This window comes from Streptomyces lasiicapitis (assembly GCF_014646335.1).
GTDB lineage: Bacteria > Actinomycetota > Actinomycetes > Streptomycetales > Streptomycetaceae > Streptomyces > Streptomyces lasiicapitis.
Genome location: NZ_BMNG01000029.1, coordinates 46,717 through 64,614 on the forward strand (window position 1 = coordinate 46,717; position 17,898 = coordinate 64,614).

The 17,898-nt window shown below is 69.7% G+C and carries 18 protein-coding genes and 3 tRNA genes; 9 read left to right on the forward strand and 12 right to left on the reverse strand.

The window, feature by feature from the left end; translation table 11 throughout:
• The first annotated feature begins 17 nt into the window (after positions 1-17).
• Positions 18-92: transfer RNA gene (locus tag IEY91_RS40345), tRNA-Asp, on the forward strand.
• Between the two features lie 208 nt (positions 93-300).
• Entirely contained in the window at positions 301-528 is a 228-nt protein-coding gene (locus IEY91_RS40350) for a DUF6274 family protein (RefSeq protein WP_189177756.1), read from the forward strand.
• Positions 529-1,088: 560 nt separating this feature from the next.
• On the opposite strand, the gene bldC is transcribed toward IEY91_RS40350, so the two are convergent.
• Both bldC and IEY91_RS40360 read right to left on the reverse strand, forming a co-directional pair.
• Positions 1,089-1,295 carry a developmental transcriptional regulator BldC gene (bldC, locus tag IEY91_RS40355; RefSeq protein ID WP_003949541.1) on the reverse strand — a complete coding sequence of 69 codons (207 nt, stop codon included), beginning with the start codon at positions 1,293-1,295 and terminating at the stop codon, positions 1,089-1,091.
• A 528-nt stretch (positions 1,296-1,823) separates the two neighbouring features.
• A complete protein-coding gene (locus IEY91_RS40360; protein WP_164323300.1) occupies positions 1,824-2,750 on the reverse strand; it encodes a DUF8083 family protein in 927 nt (308 codons plus the stop codon).
• Positions 2,751-2,999: 249 nt separating this feature from the next.
• Here IEY91_RS40360 and IEY91_RS40365 point away from each other — a divergent pair, with 249 nt between their 5' ends.
• Both IEY91_RS40365 and IEY91_RS40370 read left to right on the forward strand, forming a co-directional pair.
• Positions 3,000-4,082 (forward strand): Leu/Phe/Val dehydrogenase, encoded by a 1,083-nt coding sequence (locus IEY91_RS40365; RefSeq protein WP_189177757.1) that lies wholly within the window; start codon positions 3,000-3,002, stop codon positions 4,080-4,082.
• A 300-nt stretch (positions 4,083-4,382) separates the two neighbouring features.
• Positions 4,383-4,637, forward strand: a complete 255-nt coding sequence (locus IEY91_RS40370) for a DUF3073 domain-containing protein (protein ID WP_189177758.1) — start codon at positions 4,383-4,385, stop codon at positions 4,635-4,637.
• Between the two features lie 141 nt (positions 4,638-4,778).
• On the opposite strand, the gene purM is transcribed toward IEY91_RS40370, so the two are convergent.
• The 10 genes from purM to purS form a co-directional block, all read right to left on the reverse strand.
• Positions 4,779-5,852, reverse strand: coding sequence for a phosphoribosylformylglycinamidine cyclo-ligase (gene purM, locus IEY91_RS40375; protein ID WP_189177759.1), 1,074 nt, complete (start codon positions 5,850-5,852; stop codon positions 4,779-4,781).
• 31 nt (positions 5,853-5,883) lie between these two features.
• Positions 5,884-7,410, reverse strand: coding sequence for an amidophosphoribosyltransferase (gene purF / locus IEY91_RS40380; RefSeq protein ID WP_189177760.1), 1,527 nt, complete (start codon positions 7,408-7,410; stop codon positions 5,884-5,886).
• 172 nt (positions 7,411-7,582) lie between these two features.
• Positions 7,583-8,395 carry an META domain-containing protein gene (locus IEY91_RS40385; RefSeq protein WP_229697728.1) on the reverse strand — a complete coding sequence of 271 codons (813 nt, stop codon included), beginning with the start codon at positions 8,393-8,395 and terminating at the stop codon, positions 7,583-7,585.
• Between the two features lie 57 nt (positions 8,396-8,452).
• Positions 8,453-9,250 carry a maleylpyruvate isomerase family mycothiol-dependent enzyme gene (locus tag IEY91_RS40390; protein ID WP_189177762.1) on the reverse strand — a complete coding sequence of 266 codons (798 nt, stop codon included), beginning with the start codon at positions 9,248-9,250 and terminating at the stop codon, positions 8,453-8,455.
• A gap of 9 nt (positions 9,251-9,259) precedes the next feature.
• Positions 9,260-9,949, reverse strand: coding sequence for a TetR/AcrR family transcriptional regulator (locus IEY91_RS40395; protein ID WP_189177763.1), 690 nt, complete (start codon positions 9,947-9,949; stop codon positions 9,260-9,262).
• Positions 9,950-9,990: 41 nt separating this feature from the next.
• Entirely contained in the window at positions 9,991-10,866 is an 876-nt protein-coding gene (locus tag IEY91_RS40400; protein WP_229697730.1) for a M23 family metallopeptidase, read from the reverse strand.
• A gap of 24 nt (positions 10,867-10,890) precedes the next feature.
• Positions 10,891-11,436, reverse strand: a complete 546-nt coding sequence (locus IEY91_RS40405) for an ArsR/SmtB family transcription factor (RefSeq protein ID WP_189177764.1) — start codon at positions 11,434-11,436, stop codon at positions 10,891-10,893.
• A 112-nt stretch (positions 11,437-11,548) separates the two neighbouring features.
• Positions 11,549-13,798 carry a phosphoribosylformylglycinamidine synthase subunit PurL gene (purL, locus tag IEY91_RS40410; protein ID WP_189177765.1) on the reverse strand — a complete coding sequence of 750 codons (2,250 nt, stop codon included), beginning with the start codon at positions 13,796-13,798 and terminating at the stop codon, positions 11,549-11,551.
• Positions 13,795-14,478 (reverse strand): phosphoribosylformylglycinamidine synthase subunit PurQ, encoded by a 684-nt coding sequence (purQ, locus tag IEY91_RS40415; RefSeq protein ID WP_189177766.1) that lies wholly within the window; start codon positions 14,476-14,478, stop codon positions 13,795-13,797. Before purQ ends, purL begins: the two co-directional genes overlap by 4 nt.
• Positions 14,475-14,756 carry a phosphoribosylformylglycinamidine synthase subunit PurS gene (gene purS, locus IEY91_RS40420; RefSeq protein WP_189177767.1) on the reverse strand — a complete coding sequence of 94 codons (282 nt, stop codon included), beginning with the start codon at positions 14,754-14,756 and terminating at the stop codon, positions 14,475-14,477. Before purS ends, purQ begins: the two co-directional genes overlap by 4 nt.
• 456 nt (positions 14,757-15,212) lie before the next feature.
• On the opposite strand from purS, the gene IEY91_RS40425 reads away from it, so the two are divergent.
• The 5 genes from IEY91_RS40425 (at position 15,213) to IEY91_RS40445 (ending at position 17,878) form a co-directional block, all read left to right on the forward strand.
• Positions 15,213-15,530 carry a histone-like nucleoid-structuring protein Lsr2 gene (locus IEY91_RS40425; RefSeq protein ID WP_164323279.1) on the forward strand — a complete coding sequence of 106 codons (318 nt, stop codon included), beginning with the start codon at positions 15,213-15,215 and terminating at the stop codon, positions 15,528-15,530.
• A gap of 157 nt (positions 15,531-15,687) precedes the next feature.
• A tRNA-Gly gene (locus IEY91_RS40430) sits at positions 15,688-15,759 on the forward strand.
• Between the two features lie 79 nt (positions 15,760-15,838).
• Positions 15,839-15,914 (forward strand) — tRNA-Gly (locus tag IEY91_RS40435).
• Positions 15,915-16,070: 156 nt separating this feature from the next.
• A complete protein-coding gene (locus IEY91_RS40440) occupies positions 16,071-17,066 on the forward strand; it encodes an ABC transporter ATP-binding protein (protein WP_189177768.1) in 996 nt (331 codons plus the stop codon).
• The gene (locus IEY91_RS40445) at positions 17,063-17,878 is read left to right on the forward strand and encodes an ABC transporter permease (RefSeq protein ID WP_189177769.1); all 816 of its coding nucleotides are present in this window, start codon (positions 17,063-17,065) and stop codon (positions 17,876-17,878) included. The genes IEY91_RS40440 and IEY91_RS40445 overlap by 4 nt, the downstream gene beginning before the upstream one ends.
• Positions 17,879-17,898: the final 20 nt, after the last annotated feature.

Genomic DNA, 17,898 nt, shown 5'->3' on the forward strand with positions numbered 1-17,898 from the left:
TCGGAGCTGCGAAACCTGGTCCTGTGGAGCAGTTTGGAGTGCTCGCCACCCTGTCAAGGTGGAGGCCGCGGGTTCAAATCCCGTCAGGACCGCAGTGAAGAGAGCGGGCCGCATCCGATGAGGATGCGGCCCGCTTTCGCGTGCGCTCCGCCAGGAGGCGTGAGGCCCGCACCCGCGAGGGTGCGGGCCTCACTGCGTCGGCGGGCCACGTACCCGCCCCACGCTCCAGGGTTGACGCCGTCACATTCCGCCGGTACCCCAGAAAAGGGAGCGAGCCGCGCGCTCCCGAGGAGGTGGCGCATGCCCACGTACCCCGCATCCGCCCGGCACGAGACGCGCGCCCTGCTGCGCGCCCACCTCGCGGCGGCCACCAGCTACCGCCACCTGACCCGGCACTGCCCCATCTGCCACCAGCTCCTGCGTCTGGCCATGGAGCCCTCCGGCGACGCCCATGAGGCCACAGAGGGCCCGGAGGCGCCCGAGACGGCCCCAGAGCAATGCGAGGACGAAAGTCCCCCCAAGGCATGACCAAAGCCGAGGCGCGGGGCACCCACCCGGTGGGAAGCTGAAGGGTGAGCGGGGGTGTTCTCCCGGTACCGCAGCGCTTCGCCTCCTCTAGCGCACGGGCATCGAGGGCAACAAGCCGCGGCTCGTGTGACGGTAGTCACCGAACAAGTTTCAAGAACCTCGGAACTTACCCCTGCCCTACAACGGGTCAATCTAATATGTGCAATTGCACCACCTGACGCGCCGCCTTGACTCCGCGCGTCGGGGTCCCCGAACGGCTCACGCACAGTCCACCCGACAGGCCCCGACAGGCTCCCCCAGGGATCAACAAGACGGCTCACAGGGGACCCCAACAGCGCGCACCGGCGTGCGCGGGCACAAAAAAATCGCGCTGGACCCGGCGGAGTCCAGCGCGATCAACGACGCACCCAAGTGGCACAGGCGTGGGGCCCGTTGGGGCGGGTCCCGTGTCGTGTGTAGCTATATGTCGGACGTTACGGCCAGGTTGGGGGACCCGGCAGCGGTCGTGCTCATCGTCCGATGTGTACTGCTTACTGCTGCTTAATGCACAAACGCCGTGCTCAGGCCTCGCTGCGCTGCTGCGGGATACCCGCAAGCAGAGCGCGGACCTCAGCCTCGCGGTATCGGCGGTGTCCGCCGAGCGTGCGAATCGACGTGAGCTTGCCAGCCTTGGCCCAGCGCGTGACCGTCTTGGGGTCGACGCGGAACATCGTGGCGACCTCAGCCGGGGTCAGCAGCGGCTCGGCATCAGGGGTGCGAGCGGTCATGAGCGGCCTCCTCGGGAGAACCGAACCTTCTCGGTTCATTCCTCTAAATTCTGCACCTTGACCCGCGTTGCCCGAAATGGCGGACGCGAGTCGAGTCGGTTATAGGACGAACGGCTTGTCCTCGGCACTACAACTACACCATCCGTCCAGCCGCGTCGGCCAAACCGATGGAATTGCCCTCCCAGGTGTCCATCCGCGACGGAAGCCGATGGACCATGCCATAGCGGACAGTCACGCCACCGTGACGATCAGTCACAGAGCGATCAGGAGTCAACAGACCCCCCATAGCGTGCAATGCAGAGCATTCCGCCCATAGTTGGACGGAAGGAGCCCTGTCCGGACTCCTTGTCCTATTTTGGCATGAGGAAGGCCGATCGGCGCAAGGGTCAGTTAAGTGCGGTCCATCACGCTTGAGGCAAAGGCCCGGATCGGGACCTACGTCCCGGCACCGGGACAAGGACTCGGGGCAAGGACTCCGGACAAGGAAGAGAACAGGATGCCTCACCCGGTGGGGGGCCCGTTGCGCCGTCAGTTCGAGAACTGACGCTCCCGGACCGCGCGCCACCGCTCCACGAGCCTCGCATAGGCCTCGCCGGCCCCCGCCCCGTCGCCGTCCCGCAGCGCCGCGATGCCCGCCGCCACGTCCGCCGCCGAGTGGTCCTCGTCGAGCAGCTCCTCCGGCAGCGCGTGCACCAGGCCGCCGTAGTCCAGCTCCACGACCGAACGCGGGTGGAACTCCTCCAGCCACCGCCCGACGTCCGTGAGGCCGTCGATGAGCGCCCCCTCGTCCATCGCATCCCGCAGCGCCTTGAGGCCCCGCGCCACACGGCGCCTCGCCTGCACCATCGGCGTCCGGTACCGCAGCACCGGCGGGCCCACCCCGGACGGCTCCACGGCGGCCTCGGCGCCCGCGCCCGCCTCGACCGCGTCATCGGCGCCGTCGGCCTCGCTCTCGGCTCCGTCTCCGTACCCGCGCTCGAAGCACCGCTCCTCGTCCGACACCAGGACGAACCAGTTCAGCGGCACGTGCCAGGTCGCGGTACGGATCCACGGGCGGGCGTCGGGGTTGCGGGCCAGCCACTGCTCGTAGTCCGAGGCGGCCTGGCGGCGCACCACCGGCGGCAGGACCGCGTCCAGGACCGGCGTCGGCAACTGCCCGGCGAGATCGCCCAGCGCCTGCCAGCCGCGCAGCCGGGTGCGCCAGGGGCACACGCACACCACGCCGTCCGTCTCCAGGACGAACGCGTCGCTGCTCTCGTGCACCGGCACGGGAACGGGCGGCGTGGGCACCAAGTCGGCCAGGGAGCGGCGGAGTTCGTCCTGGTACGAGGGGCGGCCCGGGCGGCGGGCATAGCGCGCCCAGTGGCCCCGCTCGGGCTCGGGGAAGGCCGCGAGGGGCTCATACACACGCAAGTACGACGCGTACGGGACGATCACCGAGGACACCTTGGGCACGGCTCCTCCCCTCCCCCGCGTACCGGCTGGAAAACACTGCAAATCGTGCCATGGCCGAACAGTGCCGCACTCCGTCCTGCACCCCCGGTGCGTGACCCCCTCGTGACCCGGACAGAGTGATGCCGTTCGCCGTACGGCGAACGGGTCCCCTCAGGCTCTACTCTCAGGCTCTACTCTCATGGCAAACGGGGGCCCGCCACCCGCACGGGCACCCGCCCAACCGCCGCTACGTAACCGGGAGTCACCACCGTGACCGATGTAACCGACGGCGTCCTGCACACCCTCTTCCACTCGGATCAGGGGGGCCACGAGCAGGTCGTGCTCTGCCAGGACCGCGCCAGCGGACTCAAGGCCGTCATCGCCATCCACTCCACCGCCCTGGGCCCCGCCCTCGGCGGCACGCGCTTCTACCCCTACGCCACCGAGGAAGAGGCCGTCGCCGACGCGCTGAACCTCGCGCGCGGGATGTCGTACAAGAACGCCATGGCCGGCCTCGACCACGGCGGCGGCAAAGCGGTCATCATCGGTGACCCGGACAAGATCAAGAGCGACGAGCTGCTGCTCGCCTACGGCCGTTTCGTGGCCTCGCTCGGCGGCCGCTACGTGACGGCCTGTGACGTCGGTACGTACGTCGCCGACATGGACGTGGTCGCGCGCGAGTGCCGCTGGACCACCGGGCGTTCCCCGGAGCACGGCGGCGCCGGCGACTCCTCCGTGCTCACCGCCTTCGGCGTCTTCCAGGGCATGCGGGCCTCCGCCCAGCACCTGTGGGGCGACCCCTCGCTGCGCGGCCGCAAGGTCGGCGTCGCGGGCGTCGGCAAGGTCGGCCACATCCTCGTGGAGCACCTGCTGAAGGACGGCGCCGAGGTCGTCGTCACCGATGTGCGCGAGGACTCGATCCTTCGCATCACCAGCAAGCACCCCGAGGTCACCGCGGTCGCCGACACGGCGGCCCTGATCCGCACCGAGGGCCTGGACGTGTACGCGCCCTGCGCGCTCGGCGGCGCCCTCAGCGACGAGTCCGTGCCGGTGCTCACCGCCAGGGTGGTGTGCGGCGCGGCCAACAACCAGCTGGAGCACCCCGGCGTCGAGAAGGACCTCGCCGACCGCGGGATCCTCTACGCGCCGGACTACGTGGTCAACGCGGGCGGCGTCATCCAGGTCGCCGACGAGCTGCACGGCTTCGACTTCGACCGGTGCAAGGCGAAGGCCTCGAAGATCTTCGACACCACGTTGGCGATATTCGCACGTGCGAAGCGAGATGGGATTCCGCCCGCCGCGGCGGCCGACAGGATCGCCGAGCAGCGGATCGCGGAGGCCCGCCGCCACTGATCGTTCCGCCGCCGGACAGCCGCTGGCTGGAGGCCCGCCGACGCCCTCGGGAGACAAGACTCACCCCCGTCGGCGGGTCGTCCGCCAAGAAGAGGTTAAAATCGCGGTTGACCAGCGAGGAAAGGGCACCTTGCCAGTCGTGCGCCTAGGCGCGTCCTGCGGGCGACGTACCGTATGGCCGCAGGAGCAGGTACCGTGGAAGCCCTACGGACCGGTCTCTCCATGGAGAGTCCGTTCTAGATCATGAACGCGTGTCAAGACTCTGGGGCCATGAAGCCCCGATACCGAGGGGGTCGAGCCATGGGGCGCGGCCGGGCCAAGGCCAAGCAGACAAAGGTCGCCCGCCAGCTGAAGTACAACAGCGGCGGGACTGACCTGTCGCGTCTGGCCAACGAGCTGGGCGCTTCGACTTCGCAGCAGCCGCCGAATGGCGAGCCGTTCGAGGACGAGGACGAGGAAGACGACCCGTACGCGCAGTACGCGGATCTCTACAACGACGACGAGGACGAAGAGGACGACCAGTCCGGTCCTTCGTCGCAGCGCCGCGGCGCTTGACCTCGCGGTACTCGTACATCACAGAGGGTTCGCAGTTCGCGCCTTTCCTGTAGTGACCGCACTTCACCCGGTCCGGGGTGGTAACACCGCCGGACCGGGTTTTGTGCTGTCCACAGGCTGTGTTCAGGCTGCGGGCCGTGCCTACTTCGCGTAGTCGCCCGTGAGTTCGGCGCCGCTCGTGTGCGCGCCGCGGTCGGTGATCTCTCCCGCGATCCAGGCGTCCACGCCGCGGTCGGCGAGGACCGTCAGGGCCACGTCGGCGGACTCCTGCGGGACGACAGCGATCATGCCGACGCCCATGTTCAGGGTCTTCTCCAGCTCCAGGCGCTCGACCTGGCCCGCCTTGCCGACCAGGTCGAAGACCGCGCCCGGCGTCCACGTGGAGCGGTCGACGGTGGCGTGCAGGGTGTCGGGGATCACGCGGGCCAGGTTGGCCGCCAGGCCGCCGCCGGTGACGTGGCTGAAGGCGTGCACCTCGGCGGTGCGGATCAGCGCCAGGCAGTCCAGGGAGTAGATCTTCGTGGGCTCCAGGAGCTCCTCGCCGAGCGTCCGGCCGAACTCCTCGACCTGCGCGTCCAGGCTCATCCTGGCGCGGTCGAGGAGCACGTGCCGCACCAGCGAATACCCGTTGGAGTGAAGACCGGAGGACGCCATGGCGATGACCGCGTCACCCTTACGGATGCGATCGGCGCCGAGCACGAGGTCGGCCTCGACCACGCCGGTGCCCGCGCCCGCCACGTCGAAGTCGTCCGGGCCGAGCAGGCCCGGGTGCTCCGCGGTCTCGCCGCCGACGAGCGAGCAGCCCGCGAGGACACAGCCCTCGGCGATGCCCTTCACGATCGCGGCGACGCGCTCCGGGTGGACCTTGCCGACGCAGATGTAGTCGGTCATGAACAGCGGCTCGGCGCCGCACACGACGATGTCGTCGACGACCATGCCGACGAGGTCGTGGCCGATCGTGTCGTACACCCCGAGCTTGCGCGCGAGGTCGACCTTCGTGCCCACGCCGTCCGTGGCGGAGGCGAGCAGCGGGCGGTCGAAGCGCTTGAGGGCGGAGGCGTCGAAGAGGCCGGCGAAGCCACCGAGCCCGCCGAGGCCCGCGACCTCGGGGCGCTGCGTCTTCTTCACCCACTCCTTCATCAGCTCGACAGCGCGGTCGCCCGCTTCGATGTCGACGCCTGCCGAGGCGTAGGAGGCACCAGTTGTCTCAGACATTGCCTGGGATCTTTCGGGTTGATGAATGGGCTCAGGGACGACGGATCGCGTCGGCCGCGGCCGTGGCCGCCGGTCCCGCGGCGAGCTCCGTCTCCAGGAGCTGCTTGCCGAGGAGTTCCGGGTCGGGCAGGTCCATCGGGTACTCGCCGTCGAAGCAGGCGCGGCAGAGGTTCGGCTTGTCGATGGTGGTGGCCTCGATCATGCCGTCGATGGAGATGTACGAGAGCGAGTCGGCGCCGAGCGACGTGCCGATCTCCTCGATGCTCATGCCGTTGGCGATGAGCTCGGCGCGGGTGGCGAAGTCGATGCCGAAGAAGCATGGCCACTTCACGGGCGGCGAGGAGATCCGGATGTGGACCTCGGCTGCGCCCGCCTCGCGGAGCATCTTCACCAGGGCGCGCTGGGTGTTGCCGCGGACGATCGAGTCGTCGACGACCACCAGCTTCTTGCCCTTGATGACTTCCTTGAGGGGGTTCAGCTTCAGGCGGATGCCGAGCTGGCGGATGGTCTGCGAGGGCTGGATGAAGGTCCGGCCGACGTAGGCGTTCTTGACCAGTCCGGCGCCGAAGGGGATGCCGGACGCCTCCGCGTAGCCGATCGCGGCAGGGGTGCCCGACTCCGGGGTCGCTATGACCAGATCGGCCTCGACCGGGGCCTCGGTGGCCAGTTTCCGGCCCATTTCGACCCGCGAGAGGTATACGTTCCGGCCGGCGATGTCGGTGTCGGGGCGGGCCAGGTAGACGTACTCGAAGACACAGCCCTTGGGCTTCGCTTCAGCGAATCGAGACGTTCGCAGGCCGTTCTCGTCGATGGCGATGAACTCGCCCGGCTCGATCTCGCGGACGTAGGCGGCGCCGCAGATGTCGAGCGCCGCGCTCTCGGAGGCGACGACCCAGCCGCGCTCAAGGCGGCCGAGGACCAGCGGGCGGATGCCCTGGGGGTCACGGGCCGCGTACAGCGTGTGCTCGTCCATGTAGACGAGGCTGAAGGCGCCCTGGACCTTGGGAAGCACCACGCCGGCGGCTTCCTCTATGGTCAGCGGCTTGCCGTCGGCGTCCGTCTGGGCGGCGAGCAGGGCCGTGAGCAGGTCGGTGTCGTTGGTGGCCGCCACGCGCGTGGTGCGGCCCTCCTGCTTGGGCAGGTCGGCGACCATCTCGGCGAGCTGCGCCGTGTTGACCAGGTTGCCGTTGTGGCCGAGGGCGATGGAGCCGTGGGCCGTGGCGCGGAAAGTGGGCTGGGCGTTCTCCCAGACGGAGGCGCCCGTCGTGGAGTAGCGGGCGTGACCGACCGCGATGTGTCCTTGGAGCGAGCTGAGAGAGGTCTCGTCGAAGACCTGGGAAACGAGCCCCATGTCCTTGAAGACGAGGATCTGGGAGCCGTTGCTGACCGCGATTCCCGCGGATTCCTGGCCCCGATGCTGGAGGGCGTAGAGCCCGAAGTACGTGAGCTTTGCGACCTCTTCGCCCGGAGCCCAGACACCGAAGACGCCACAAGCGTCCTGGGGGCCTTTCTCGCCGGGAAGCAGATCGTGATTGAGTCGACCGTCACCACGTGGCACGCCACCGAGTGTAGGCGAGATCGACCACTGGTCCGAATTGAAGAAGATTCTGGCGGGGGCGCCCTGGGCGGTGGGGTGTTTTCGGCCCCATATCGCCCAGGCGCTGTCACCGTGGGGCACCGTTCTGTCGCGCTTCGCGCTCGTCCTCAATCGCCGGACGGGCTAAATCCGGCTACTTCGGGGGCTGCGCCGTCGCCGTCGCGACCGTCTTGCCGTCTGCCGCCGTCAGCGTCAGTGTGCGGTGGTCCAGCTCGTACGACACCTTGCCGCCGAAGAGCTTCAGGAGGGCGCGCTCGGTCGGCATGACGTTGCCGGGGCACATCCTGCGGGTGGCTCCGGGGGCGCCCAGCGCGATCTTGCCGTCGCGGGCGTCGGCGTCGGCGGTGACGTGGTTGCAGCCGAGGTTGCCGGTGACCTTGCCGTCCTTGCCGAAGGTGAGCTTGACCTTGTCGTCGAGGGCCTTGGGCAGGGAGGTCGCGGTCTTGCCGTCGCCGACGGAGGTCACGGTCCACTCAGTGCCCTTGAGCGGCGCGGGGGCCTCGGAGCTGAGGGCAACGCGGTCGCCCTTGTCGGTGGTGAGGGTCAGCCGGCCGCCGTCCACGTCGGCCTTGAGCTTGCCGTCCATGGCGCGGACCAGGCTCTTCTCGAAGTCGAGCGCGTCGCAGGCGATCTCGGTGTGGACGCCCGGTTCGAAGTGGACGGTGTCGCCCTCGACGGACACCTTGGCGCCGTATCCGTTGCAGCCGAAGTTGCCGCCGGTGCCGCCCTTGCCGCCGAGCTTCACGTAGGCGCCGTCGGGGGCCTGCTGTTTCTTGCCGTCGACGGTGAGGCTCTCGACGTTCCAGCGGACACCGGTCAGGGCGGACTCGGAGCCGCCACCCTTGCCGGGTCCCGCCTTGTCGGAACCGCCGTCGCCGGAGCCGGACTCGGAGCCGCAGGCAGCGAGCAGCCCGGCGGCGGCGATGACGGTGAGGGTCTGGGTCACACGCTGCTTGTACATGTCATTGTGACGGGGCGGGTCCGACAGCGGTTCCCTTCGCGGTCACGACATGATCGGCAGGAGCCCGCCCAGGTCGGCCCGTTCGCCGCTCGCGCTGACCTGTGCCACGTCCAGCGCCGCCGCCCATGTCGTACGTCCCGTGGCGAGCCGGATCCAGGTCAGCGGGTCGGTCTCGACGACGTTCGGCGGGGTGCCGCGGGTGTGCCGCGGGCCCTCGACGCACTGGACCACGGCGAACGGCGGGACGCGGACCTCGACCGAGCCGCCGGGCGCCTTCGTCGCGAGCGCGTCGGCGAGCAGCCGGGTGCAGGCGGCCAGGGCCTGGCGGTCGTACGGCACGTCCAGGCCGGGCAGCGCGTCGTTCAAGTCGTCGGTGTGGACGACGAGTTCGACGGTGCGGGTGACCATGAAGTCGGCGAGGGTCATGCCGCCGAAGCGCGAGGGCACGAGGCGGGTGTCGGCGGAGCCGGGGAGGGTTTCCGCGAGCCGGTCGACGGCGTGCGCGAAGAGCGCGTCGAGGTCGGTGCCCGCGTCGACGATGCCGTGCACGTCGTCGTCGACCTGTGCCGCCGCCGACGAGGTGCGGAACGGCCAGTCCTGGAGCGGCACTTCGTGCTTGTCCGGCTCGGGCGCGTCCAGATAGCGGGCGACGGAGCCGAGCACCATCGTGAGGTGGGCGGCCAGTTCGCGCACGGTCCAGTCCCCGAGCCGCGTGGGCGCGGCCAGTTGCTGCGGGGTCAGGCCCGCGACGGCCTCCCGCACGGTGCCGAACTGGGTGAGCACGGCGGTGCGGATCTTCGTCGGGTCGTAGCTGCGCATGCGCTTCTTGGCCGGTGGCATAGGGGGAGCCTAGGCCTTGACCGCGTATCCGCTGAGTCCTTTTTCCACCAGGTCGAAGGCGTCCCGGGCAAGGCGTGCGGCGTCGGCGGCGACATGGTCCAGGGGGTCGCCGGCGGCGCGGCGGCGGTGCACTTCGGCGAACACGGCGTTGCGTACGCCGATCAGTTGGGCCGCGGCGACCTCCGCGAGGACGGCGTCGCCGGTCTCCGCGGCGAGGACGGCGGCGAGGGACTGCTGGCGGCGCAGATGAAAGGAGTGCGCGCGGTGCAGCAGCACCGGCGTCTCCGTGATCAGGCGCAGGACCTGGATCGTGCGGGGGCTGTCGCTCAGGCCGACGGACGCGTCCCGCGCCTCGATCAGGTCGAGCAGCTGCCGGCGCAGCGCCTCGGCGGCGGACTCGCCGGGGGCGCGGTCGCGCACGGCGTCGGCGGCGTCCGCGACGTGCTCCTCCATGGGGCCGAGGAGCACGTCCTCCTTCGTACCGAAGTAGTTGAAGACGGTCATCTTGGAGACGTCCGCGGCGGCCGCGATCTCCGCCACGGACACCTTGTCGAAGCCGCGCTCGACGAACAGCTCCACCGCGGCCTGCCAGATCCGCGTCGCGGTCTGCCGCTTCTTGCGCTCCCGCAGGCCGGGCGCGCGACTGCCCTGCTCAGGGGCTGTGGGCTCGCCCGCCGGTGCGGCTTCTCGTGCTGCCATGGCCGGACTATACCAGGATGAATTTTACACTCAGGCTAAATTTAGTTCTGGATCAAATTCTTGGCAAGTGCCTGTTCCGGTGCCTGTTCCGGTGCCTGTTCCGCCGTGAACACCTCCCGGTTCGCGGGCACCCCGATGCCGCGCCAGCGGAAGGGCACGCCCTTGGCCGTGTTCAGGTCCGGGCCGTCCATCAGCTGGAAGTGCACATGCGGCTCGGTGGAGTTGCCGGAGTTCCCGCAGTTGCCAAGACGCTGCCCGGCGACGACCTTGTCCCCGGCGCGGACCGCGAGCGAGCCCCGCTGGACGTGCGCGTACATGGCGTACGTCCCCTCGCCGAGGTCGAGGACGACGTGGTTGCCGACGATGCGGCGGGTGCCGCCGAGGATCCGGCCGACGCCCTCGATCAGCATGAAGTACACCAGGGCGAGCAGGGAGTTGCGGCTGAGGTGGTCGCGCTGGTCGTCCTCGGCGTGCACGACGGTGGCGTCGGCGACCGCGTGCAGCGGCGCCCCGAAGGCGGGGAAGGCCCGGTTGCGGCGGGCGATCGGCCAGAGCCAGGCGAAGCCGGGGCGGGCGCGGGCCGGATCGTCGGGCTCGGCCGTGATGTCGATGGCGTAGGTCTGGCCGAGGCTGTGCGTGCCGTGGCTCGGCACCTTGTCGGCGGGGCTGTTGAGGGCGGACCAGCGGCCGGTGACCGGGGGCTCGACCTCGACGGGCGCGGGCGGGTCCGTCGCGATCTGCTGCCGGACCGAGCGGGCGGTCACGAGGCTGATGGCTATGGCGCCGAGCCCGGGCAGCCAGCCCAGCCAATAGTTGTACGGCATGTCCACGAAGGCCCCGGCGATCGCCTGGACGAAGAAGATCAGCCAGAGCAGGCGCTTGACCAGCGCGACGAGCTTGCGTTGACGTACGGACACGAGTCCCCCTCGTACGGAAAACGGTCAGGTCATGGGGCGTGCGGCGGTGAGCACCACCAGGAGCGGCACCACCCGGTCCGCGGGCACCGCGTAGCGCCCGCGGGCCGCGCTGTGCAGCCAGCCGGCGCCGGTCAGTTGGCGCAGGTGGTGGTAGATCTGGCCGGTCGTGCCGACCCCGTCGAGCGCGGTCAGGTCCGCAGCGGTGCGGCGGCCGCCGAGGATCTCCCGCAGCAGCCGCAGCCGCACGGGGTGGCCGAGCGCGGCGAAGGACTCGGCGGCCTCGGACCAGTCGCCGTCGAGGAGCGCCTCGGTGAACTGGCCGGTCTGCCAGTCGTACCGCTCCCCCGTCGGCAGCCGCACCGCGCCGGTGTAGAGCACCCCGCCGTCGGCCGCCTTGTACTGGGCGAGCTGCGCCTTCAGGCCCTCCAGGGCCCAGAAGTCGCTCTCGCCGACGACGGGCGCGGCCTCGTCACGGTCGCGGTCCGCACTCGCCGCACCTGCCGCGCCCGCCGCGCCCTCCAGGGCCGCCATGCGCCGCTCCAGCTCGGCGACGCGCTCTTCCAGCTCCATGATCGTAGATTACGTAATTACGTAACTCCAGACAAGTCCGGGTCGCAAACGCCAGAGCCCCCGCCCGGACCATGTCCGAACGGGGGCTCCCGCAGCTCTCGTTGTCGCGGCGTCAGGCGAACAACCCCGGAATCGTCTCCGCGTGCGCCGCCCGCAGCTCGTCAAGCGACAGAGCGAACTCGCCCTGCACCTCGACAGCGCCGCCGTCCACGACGCCGATCCGCGTGGCCGGCAGGCCCCGCGCCCCGCACATGTCGGTGAAGCGGAGCTCCTCGCTGCGCGGCACGGACACCACGGCACGCCCCGCGGACTCGCTGAGCAGGAACGTGAACGCGTCAAGGCCGTCCGGCACCACCAGGCGGGCGCCGGCGCCGCCGCGCAGGCAGGACTCCACGACCGCCTGGATCAGGCCGCCGTCGGACAGGTCGTGCGCGGCGTCGATCATGCCGTCGCGCGAGGCGGAGATCAGGATCTCGCCGAGCAGCCGCTCCCGCTCCAGGTCGACCTTGGGCGGAAGCCCGCCGAGGTGGTCGTGCACGACCTGCGACCAGGCCGAGCCGCCGAACTCCTCGTGGGTGTCGCCGAGCAGGTAGAGGAGCTGGCCCTCTTCCTTGAAGGCGATCGGCGTGCGGCGCGTGACGTCGTCGATGACGCCGAGCACGGCCACGACGGGCGTCGGGTGGATCGCCGTCTCGCCGGTCTGGTTGTACAGCGAGACGTTGCCGCCGGTCACCGGGGTGCCGAGCTGCAGGCAGCCGTCGGCGAGGCCGCGCGTGGCCTCCGCGAACTGCCACATCACGTCCGGGTCCTCGGGGGAGCCGAAGTTCAGGCAGTTGGAGATGGCGAGCGGCTTGGCGCCTGAGGCCGCGACGTTGCGGTACGACTCGGCGAGCGCGAGCTGGGCGCCCGCGTACGGGTCGAGCTTCGCGTACCGGCCGTTGCCGTCCGTCGCCATCGCGACGCCCAGGTTCGACTCCTCGTCGACGCGGACCATGCCCGCGTCCTCGGGCTGCGCGAGGATCGTGTTGCCCTGCACGAAACGGTCGTACTGGTCGGTGATCCACGCCTTGGAGGCCTGGTTCGGCGACGCGACCAGCTTGAGGATCTGCTCCTTCAGCTCGGCCGAATTCGCGGGCCGCGCCAGCTTGTTGGCGTCGTCGGCCTGGAGCACGTCCTGCCAGGACGGGCGCGCGAACGGCCGGTGGTAGACCGGGCCCTCGTGCGCGACCGTGCGCGGCGGTACGTCGACGATCTGCTCGCCGTGCCAGAAGATCTCCAGGCGCTCGCCCTCGGTCACCTCACCGATGACGGTCGCGATGACGTCCCACTTCTCGCAGATCTCCATGAAGCGGTCGACCTTGCCGGGCTCGACGACCGCGCACATGCGCTCCTGCGACTCGCTCATGAGGATTTCCTCGGGCGAGAGCGTCGCGTCGCGCAGCGGAACCGTGTCCAGTTCCACGCGCATGCCGCCCGAACCGGCCGACGCCAGCTCGCTGGTGGCGCAGGACAGGCCGGCGCCGCCGAGGTCCTGGATGCCCGCGACCAGCTTCTCGCCGAAGATCTCCAGGGTGCACTCGATGAGGAGCTTCTCCTGGAAGGGGTCGCCGACCTGGACGGCGGGACGCTTGGCCGGGCCCGTCGACTCGAAGGTCTCACTCGCCAGCACGGAGACGCCGCCGATGCCGTCGCCGCCCGTGCGGGCGCCGTACAGGATGACCTTGTTGCCGGTGCCGGACGCCTTCGCGAGGTGGATGTCCTCGTGCTTCATGACGCCGATGCAGCCCGCGTTGACCAGCGGGTTGCCCTGGTAGCAGGAGTCGAAGACGACCTCGCCGCCGATGTTGGGCAGCCCCAGGCAGTTGCCGTAGCCGCCGATGCCCGCGACGACGCCCGGCAGGACGCGCTTGGTGTCGGGGTGGTCGGCGGCGCCGAAGCGCAGCGGGTCCACGACGGCGACCGGGCGCGCGCCCATCGCGAGGATGTCGCGCACGATGCCGCCGACGCCGGTGGCCGCGCCCTGGTAGGGCTCGATGTACGACGGGTGGTTGTGCGACTCGACCTTGAAGGTGACCGCGTAGCCCTGGCCGACGTCGACGACGCCCGCGTTCTCGCCGATCCCGACGAGCATCGCGTCGTTCTCGGGGATCTTCTCGCCGAACTGCTTCAGGTGCACCTTGCTGCTCTTGTACGAGCAGTGCTCGGACCACATGACCGAGTACATGGCGAGCTCGGCGCCGGTCGGGCGGCGGCCGAGGATCTCCCTGATCCGGGTGTACTCGTCCTCCTTGAGGCCGAGCTCCTTCCAGGGCTGCGCGGCCTCGGGGGTCTCCGTCGCGTGCTTGACGGTGTCGAGGGTCATCGGGCGTCCACCAGCTTCTTCAGGATCGAGGTGAAGAATCCCAGGCCGTCCGTGCGGCCGGTCCCGATCAGCGGCTCGACCGCGTGCTCGGGGTGCGGCATGAGGCCGACGACGTTGCCGGCCTCGTTCGTGATGCCCGCGATGTCGCGCAGCGAGCCGTTCGGGTTCACGTCCAGGTAGCGGAAGGCGACGCGGCCCTCGGCCTCCAGCATGTCGAGGGTGCGCTCGTCGGCGACGTACCGCCCGTCGATGTTCTTCAGCGGGATCGAGATCTCCTGGCCGGTCTCGTAATCGGCCGTCCAGGCAGTCGAGTTGGTCTCCACGCGCAGCTTCTGGTCACGGCAGATGAAGTGCAGGTGGTTGTTCCGCAGCATCGCGCCGGGCAGCAGGTGCGTCTCGGTCAGGACCTGGAAGCCGTTGCAGATCCCGAGGACCGGCATTCCGGCCTTCGCCTGCTCGATGACCGACTCCATGACGGGCGAAAAGCGGGAGATGGCGCCCGCGCGCAGATAGTCGCCGTACGAGAAACCGCCCGGAAGGACCACGGCGTCGACCTGCTTCAGGTCCTTGTCGCGGTGCCACAGCGGCACGGCCTCGGCACCGGCGACGCGGACGGCGCGCTGGGTGTCGCGGTCGTCGAGCGTTCCCGGAAAAGTGACGACTCCGATTCGAGCAGTCACTTCGCCTCCGCCACGGACGCCGCGGGCTCTTCGGCCCCTTCGACCTTTACGACGAAGTCCTCGATCACGGTGTTGGCGAGGAAGGTTTCCGCCATCTCGTGGATACGGGCGAGCGCGGCCTCGTCGACCGGCCCGTCGACCTCGAGTTCGAAGCGCTTTCCCTGACGTACGTCGGAGATGCCCTGGAAACCGAGGCGCGGCAGTGCACGCTGCACCGCCTGTCCCTGGGGGTCGAGGATCTCCGGCTTGAGCATGACGTCGACTACGACGCGTGCCACTGGCACTCCCGGTGTGTGGTGCTTGCGTGTGCTGCTTACGGGGTACGGCTCGGCTGGACGATCAAGTTGCCGAGCAAGTTCCTTCAGACTACCCGTACAAAATTTCTACCCGCGTAGATTCGTAGCAACATACGTGACCGCAGTCACTTCACAGGGGTCGGCCCGGCGTCGAACAGGACACGTCCGCGAAAAATCCTGGAAAAGATCACAGTTCGCCATTGCGCCCGCCACCCCGGCGCACCCACCCTGCTGGAGAAGTGGCCGACCTGCCCGTATTCTCCCGGACACGGCACCGGAACACGCGGTCAGTTTTCGTCGGCTTCACCATTCAATGCCAGGCACTGTACAAAGGAATTGGCAATAGCCGATACTTTGTCCCATAACTGCCGGACAGTCGGCATCACCGCACGTCATTGCACGTCAATGCGGTGGCGTCGCACGAAAGGACCGATATTCGTGGCGCAGCGTGTCGTGGTCACTCTCTATGACGACATCGACGGCTCAGAAGCGGCGGAAACGGTCGCCTTCGGTCTTGACGGGAAGTCGTACGAGATCGATCTCAACCAAACCAATGCCGAGAAACTCCGCAAGGTGCTGACCCCGTACCTGGCGGCGGCCCGCAAGCAGTCGAAGTCGGGCAAGGTCTTCCGGCACACCGCGGTGACCCCGGACCCGGCCGCCGTCCGCGCCTGGGCCCGGTCGAACCAGCTCGACGTCCCGCCCCGCGGCCGCATCCCGAAGAAGGTGTACGAGGCGTTCGAGGCCGCGAACTGATCCGCCCCGCGATCCCGGCACGGCGGTGCCGGCGATCCCCGGACGATCTCTGTACGGGGGTGCTGTGCAGCCGACTTGCGCAGCACCCCCGCTGGTCAGCTAGAGTCTGGAGCACGCCGAGGGGCGAGGCCGAAAGGTCGAAACCCCGAGGAGTCGTGCGGGTGTAGTTCAGTAGTAGAACATCCCCCTTCCAGGGGGAAGGCGCAGTGTGCAATTCCTGTCACCCGCTCCGCACCGCTCACCGACCACCCATTCGGGTGGGGTAAGCTGGTGCCCGCACCGATCAGTGAGAGCTGGTCGGAGGCAATGCGAACGTAGCTCAGTTGGTAGAGCGCAACCTTGCCAAGGTTGAGGTCGCGAGTTCGAACCTCGTCGTTCGCTCCACATACGAAGGCCCGGTGTCCCAGACACCGGGCCTTCGTCGTGTTTCCGGTGGCCCCGTTGTGTGCCCCGCCCCGCTCCCGTGGATCTGACATTTGTCATGCGGGTCGATGACAACGCGCACTGCCCGTGGCCGATCCAGCGGGCGAGCCTTGGAACATGACTGAGCAAGTGATCGACGTGACCGGCCTGCGGCGCAGCTACGCGGGCGGTTTCGAGGCGGTCAGAGGGATCTCCTTCACCGTGGGCCGCGGCGAACTGTTCGCGCTCCTCGGCACCAACGGCGCCGGCAAGACGTCCACCCTCGAGCTCCTCGAAGGCCTCGCCGAACCGGCCGGGGGCGCGGTGCGGGTGCTCGGGCACGACCCGTACCAGGAGCGGGAGGCAGTGCGGCCCCGGATCGGGGTGATGCTCCAGGAAGGCGGCTTCCCCTCCGAACTGACCGTCACCGAGACCGCGCGGATGTGGGCCGGGTGCACCAGCGGGGCGCGACCCGTCGGCGAGGCCCTCGAAGCCGTCGGGCTCGCCGGGCGCGGCAGCGTACGCGTGAAGCAGCTCTCCGGCGGTGAGAAGCGGCGCCTCGACCTCGCGATGGCGCTCATCGGCGACCCCGAAGTGCTGTTCCTGGACGAGCCGACGACCGGGCTCGACGCCGAAGGGCGCCGCGAGACCTGGAACTTGGTGCGCGCGCTGCGCGAGCGGGGCACCACGGTGCTGCTCACCACCCACTACCTCGAAGAGGCCGAGCAGCTCGCCGACCGCCTCGCGATCCTGCACGAAGGACGCATCGCCGCCACCGGCACCGTCGCCGACGTCGTCGCGTCCCAGCCCTCCCACATCTCCTTCGAACTGCCCGAGGGCTACCTGCCCGGCGACCTGCCACCCCTTGCCCAACTCGGCGTGAGCGGCCACGACATGGCGGGCGACCGGATCCTGCTGCGCACCACCGAGCTCCAGCGGGCCGCGACCGGGCTGCTCGTGTGGGCCGAGCGGGCCGGGGTCGAGCTGCGCGGGCTCGACGTACGGGCCGCGTCGCTGGAGGAGGCGTTCCTGCGGATCGCGCAGGACGCGACGCGGGCGGCCGCCGACAGAGTTTCGGACGGCTCGGGCGCCGGGGACGGCTCCCACTCGACGGACAAGGAGACGGTGGCATGAGCTCGACGACCACGGCGGCGAAGGGCGTAGCCGCCCGGTCCGCCGCCCGGACCACCCCCGCCGGACGTCTGCGAGCGATGGCGCGGGCCGAGCTGACGCTGCTCGGGCGCAGCAAGGGCGTGCTGTTCACGGCCATGTTCGTGCCGCTCATGATGCCGTTCAGCGCGCGCCAGGCCGCCACGGGGATGGACCTGGACGGCACCGGACTTTCGATCGGCACGGTCGTGCTTCCGGCCTCGATCGGCTTCTCGCTGCTCTTCGCGGTGTACTCGGCGCTGGTCAGCGTCTACGCGTCGCGGCGCGAGGAACTCGTACTGAAGCGGCTGCGCACCGGTGAGGTGCGGGACCTGGAGATCCTCGCGGGCGCGGCGATCCCGTCCGTGGCCATCGGGCTCGCGCAGTGCGTGCTCCTGACGGTCGGCTGCATGGCGCTGCTCGACGTGGGGGCGCCCGAAGCGCCGCTCTACGCCGTCCTTGGCCTGCTCGTGGCCTTCGCGCTGTGGCCCGTGCTCGCGGCGGTCACGGCGAGCTTCAGCCGGAGCGTGGAGAGTGCCCAGGTCGCGGCCCTGCCGCTGGTGTTCGTCTCGTTCTTCGCCTCCGGCACGCTCATCCCCCTCGAAGTCCTGCCGGACAACGTCGCCGCCGTCTGCCGACTGATGCCGCTGACCCCGTCGATCGAGCTGATCCGCGGCGGCTGGACCGGCGACATGGCCGCGACCGACGCGCTCCGCGCCCTCGTGATCGCGGTGGCCTGGATCGTGGGCGGCGTGTTTGCTGTACGAAGGTGGTTCCGCTGGGAACCGCGGCGCTAGCGGCGCCTGACAAGGGGCTG

Coding starts and splice junctions, on each gene's coding strand:
- IEY91_RS40350 (WP_189177756.1), top strand. CDS start 301: ATGCCCACGTACCCCGCATCCGCCCGGCACGAGACGCGCGCCCTGCTG.
- bldC (WP_003949541.1), bottom strand. CDS start 1,295: ATGACCGCTCGCACCCCTGATGCCGAGCCGCTGCTGACCCCGGCTGAG.
- IEY91_RS40370 (WP_189177758.1), top strand. CDS start 4,383: ATGGGGCGCGGCCGGGCCAAGGCCAAGCAGACAAAGGTCGCCCGCCAG.
- purM (WP_189177759.1), bottom strand. CDS start 5,852: ATGTCTGAGACAACTGGTGCCTCCTACGCCTCGGCAGGCGTCGACATC.
- IEY91_RS40390 (WP_189177762.1), bottom strand. CDS start 9,250: ATGCCACCGGCCAAGAAGCGCATGCGCAGCTACGACCCGACGAAGATC.
- IEY91_RS40395 (WP_189177763.1), bottom strand. CDS start 9,949: ATGGCAGCACGAGAAGCCGCACCGGCGGGCGAGCCCACAGCCCCTGAG.
- IEY91_RS40405 (WP_189177764.1), bottom strand. CDS start 11,436: ATGGAGCTGGAAGAGCGCGTCGCCGAGCTGGAGCGGCGCATGGCGGCC.
- purL (WP_189177765.1), bottom strand. CDS start 13,798: ATGACCCTCGACACCGTCAAGCACGCGACGGAGACCCCCGAGGCCGCG.
- IEY91_RS40440 (WP_189177768.1), top strand. CDS start 16,071: ATGACTGAGCAAGTGATCGACGTGACCGGCCTGCGGCGCAGCTACGCG.
- IEY91_RS40445 (WP_189177769.1), top strand. CDS start 17,063: ATGAGCTCGACGACCACGGCGGCGAAGGGCGTAGCCGCCCGGTCCGCC.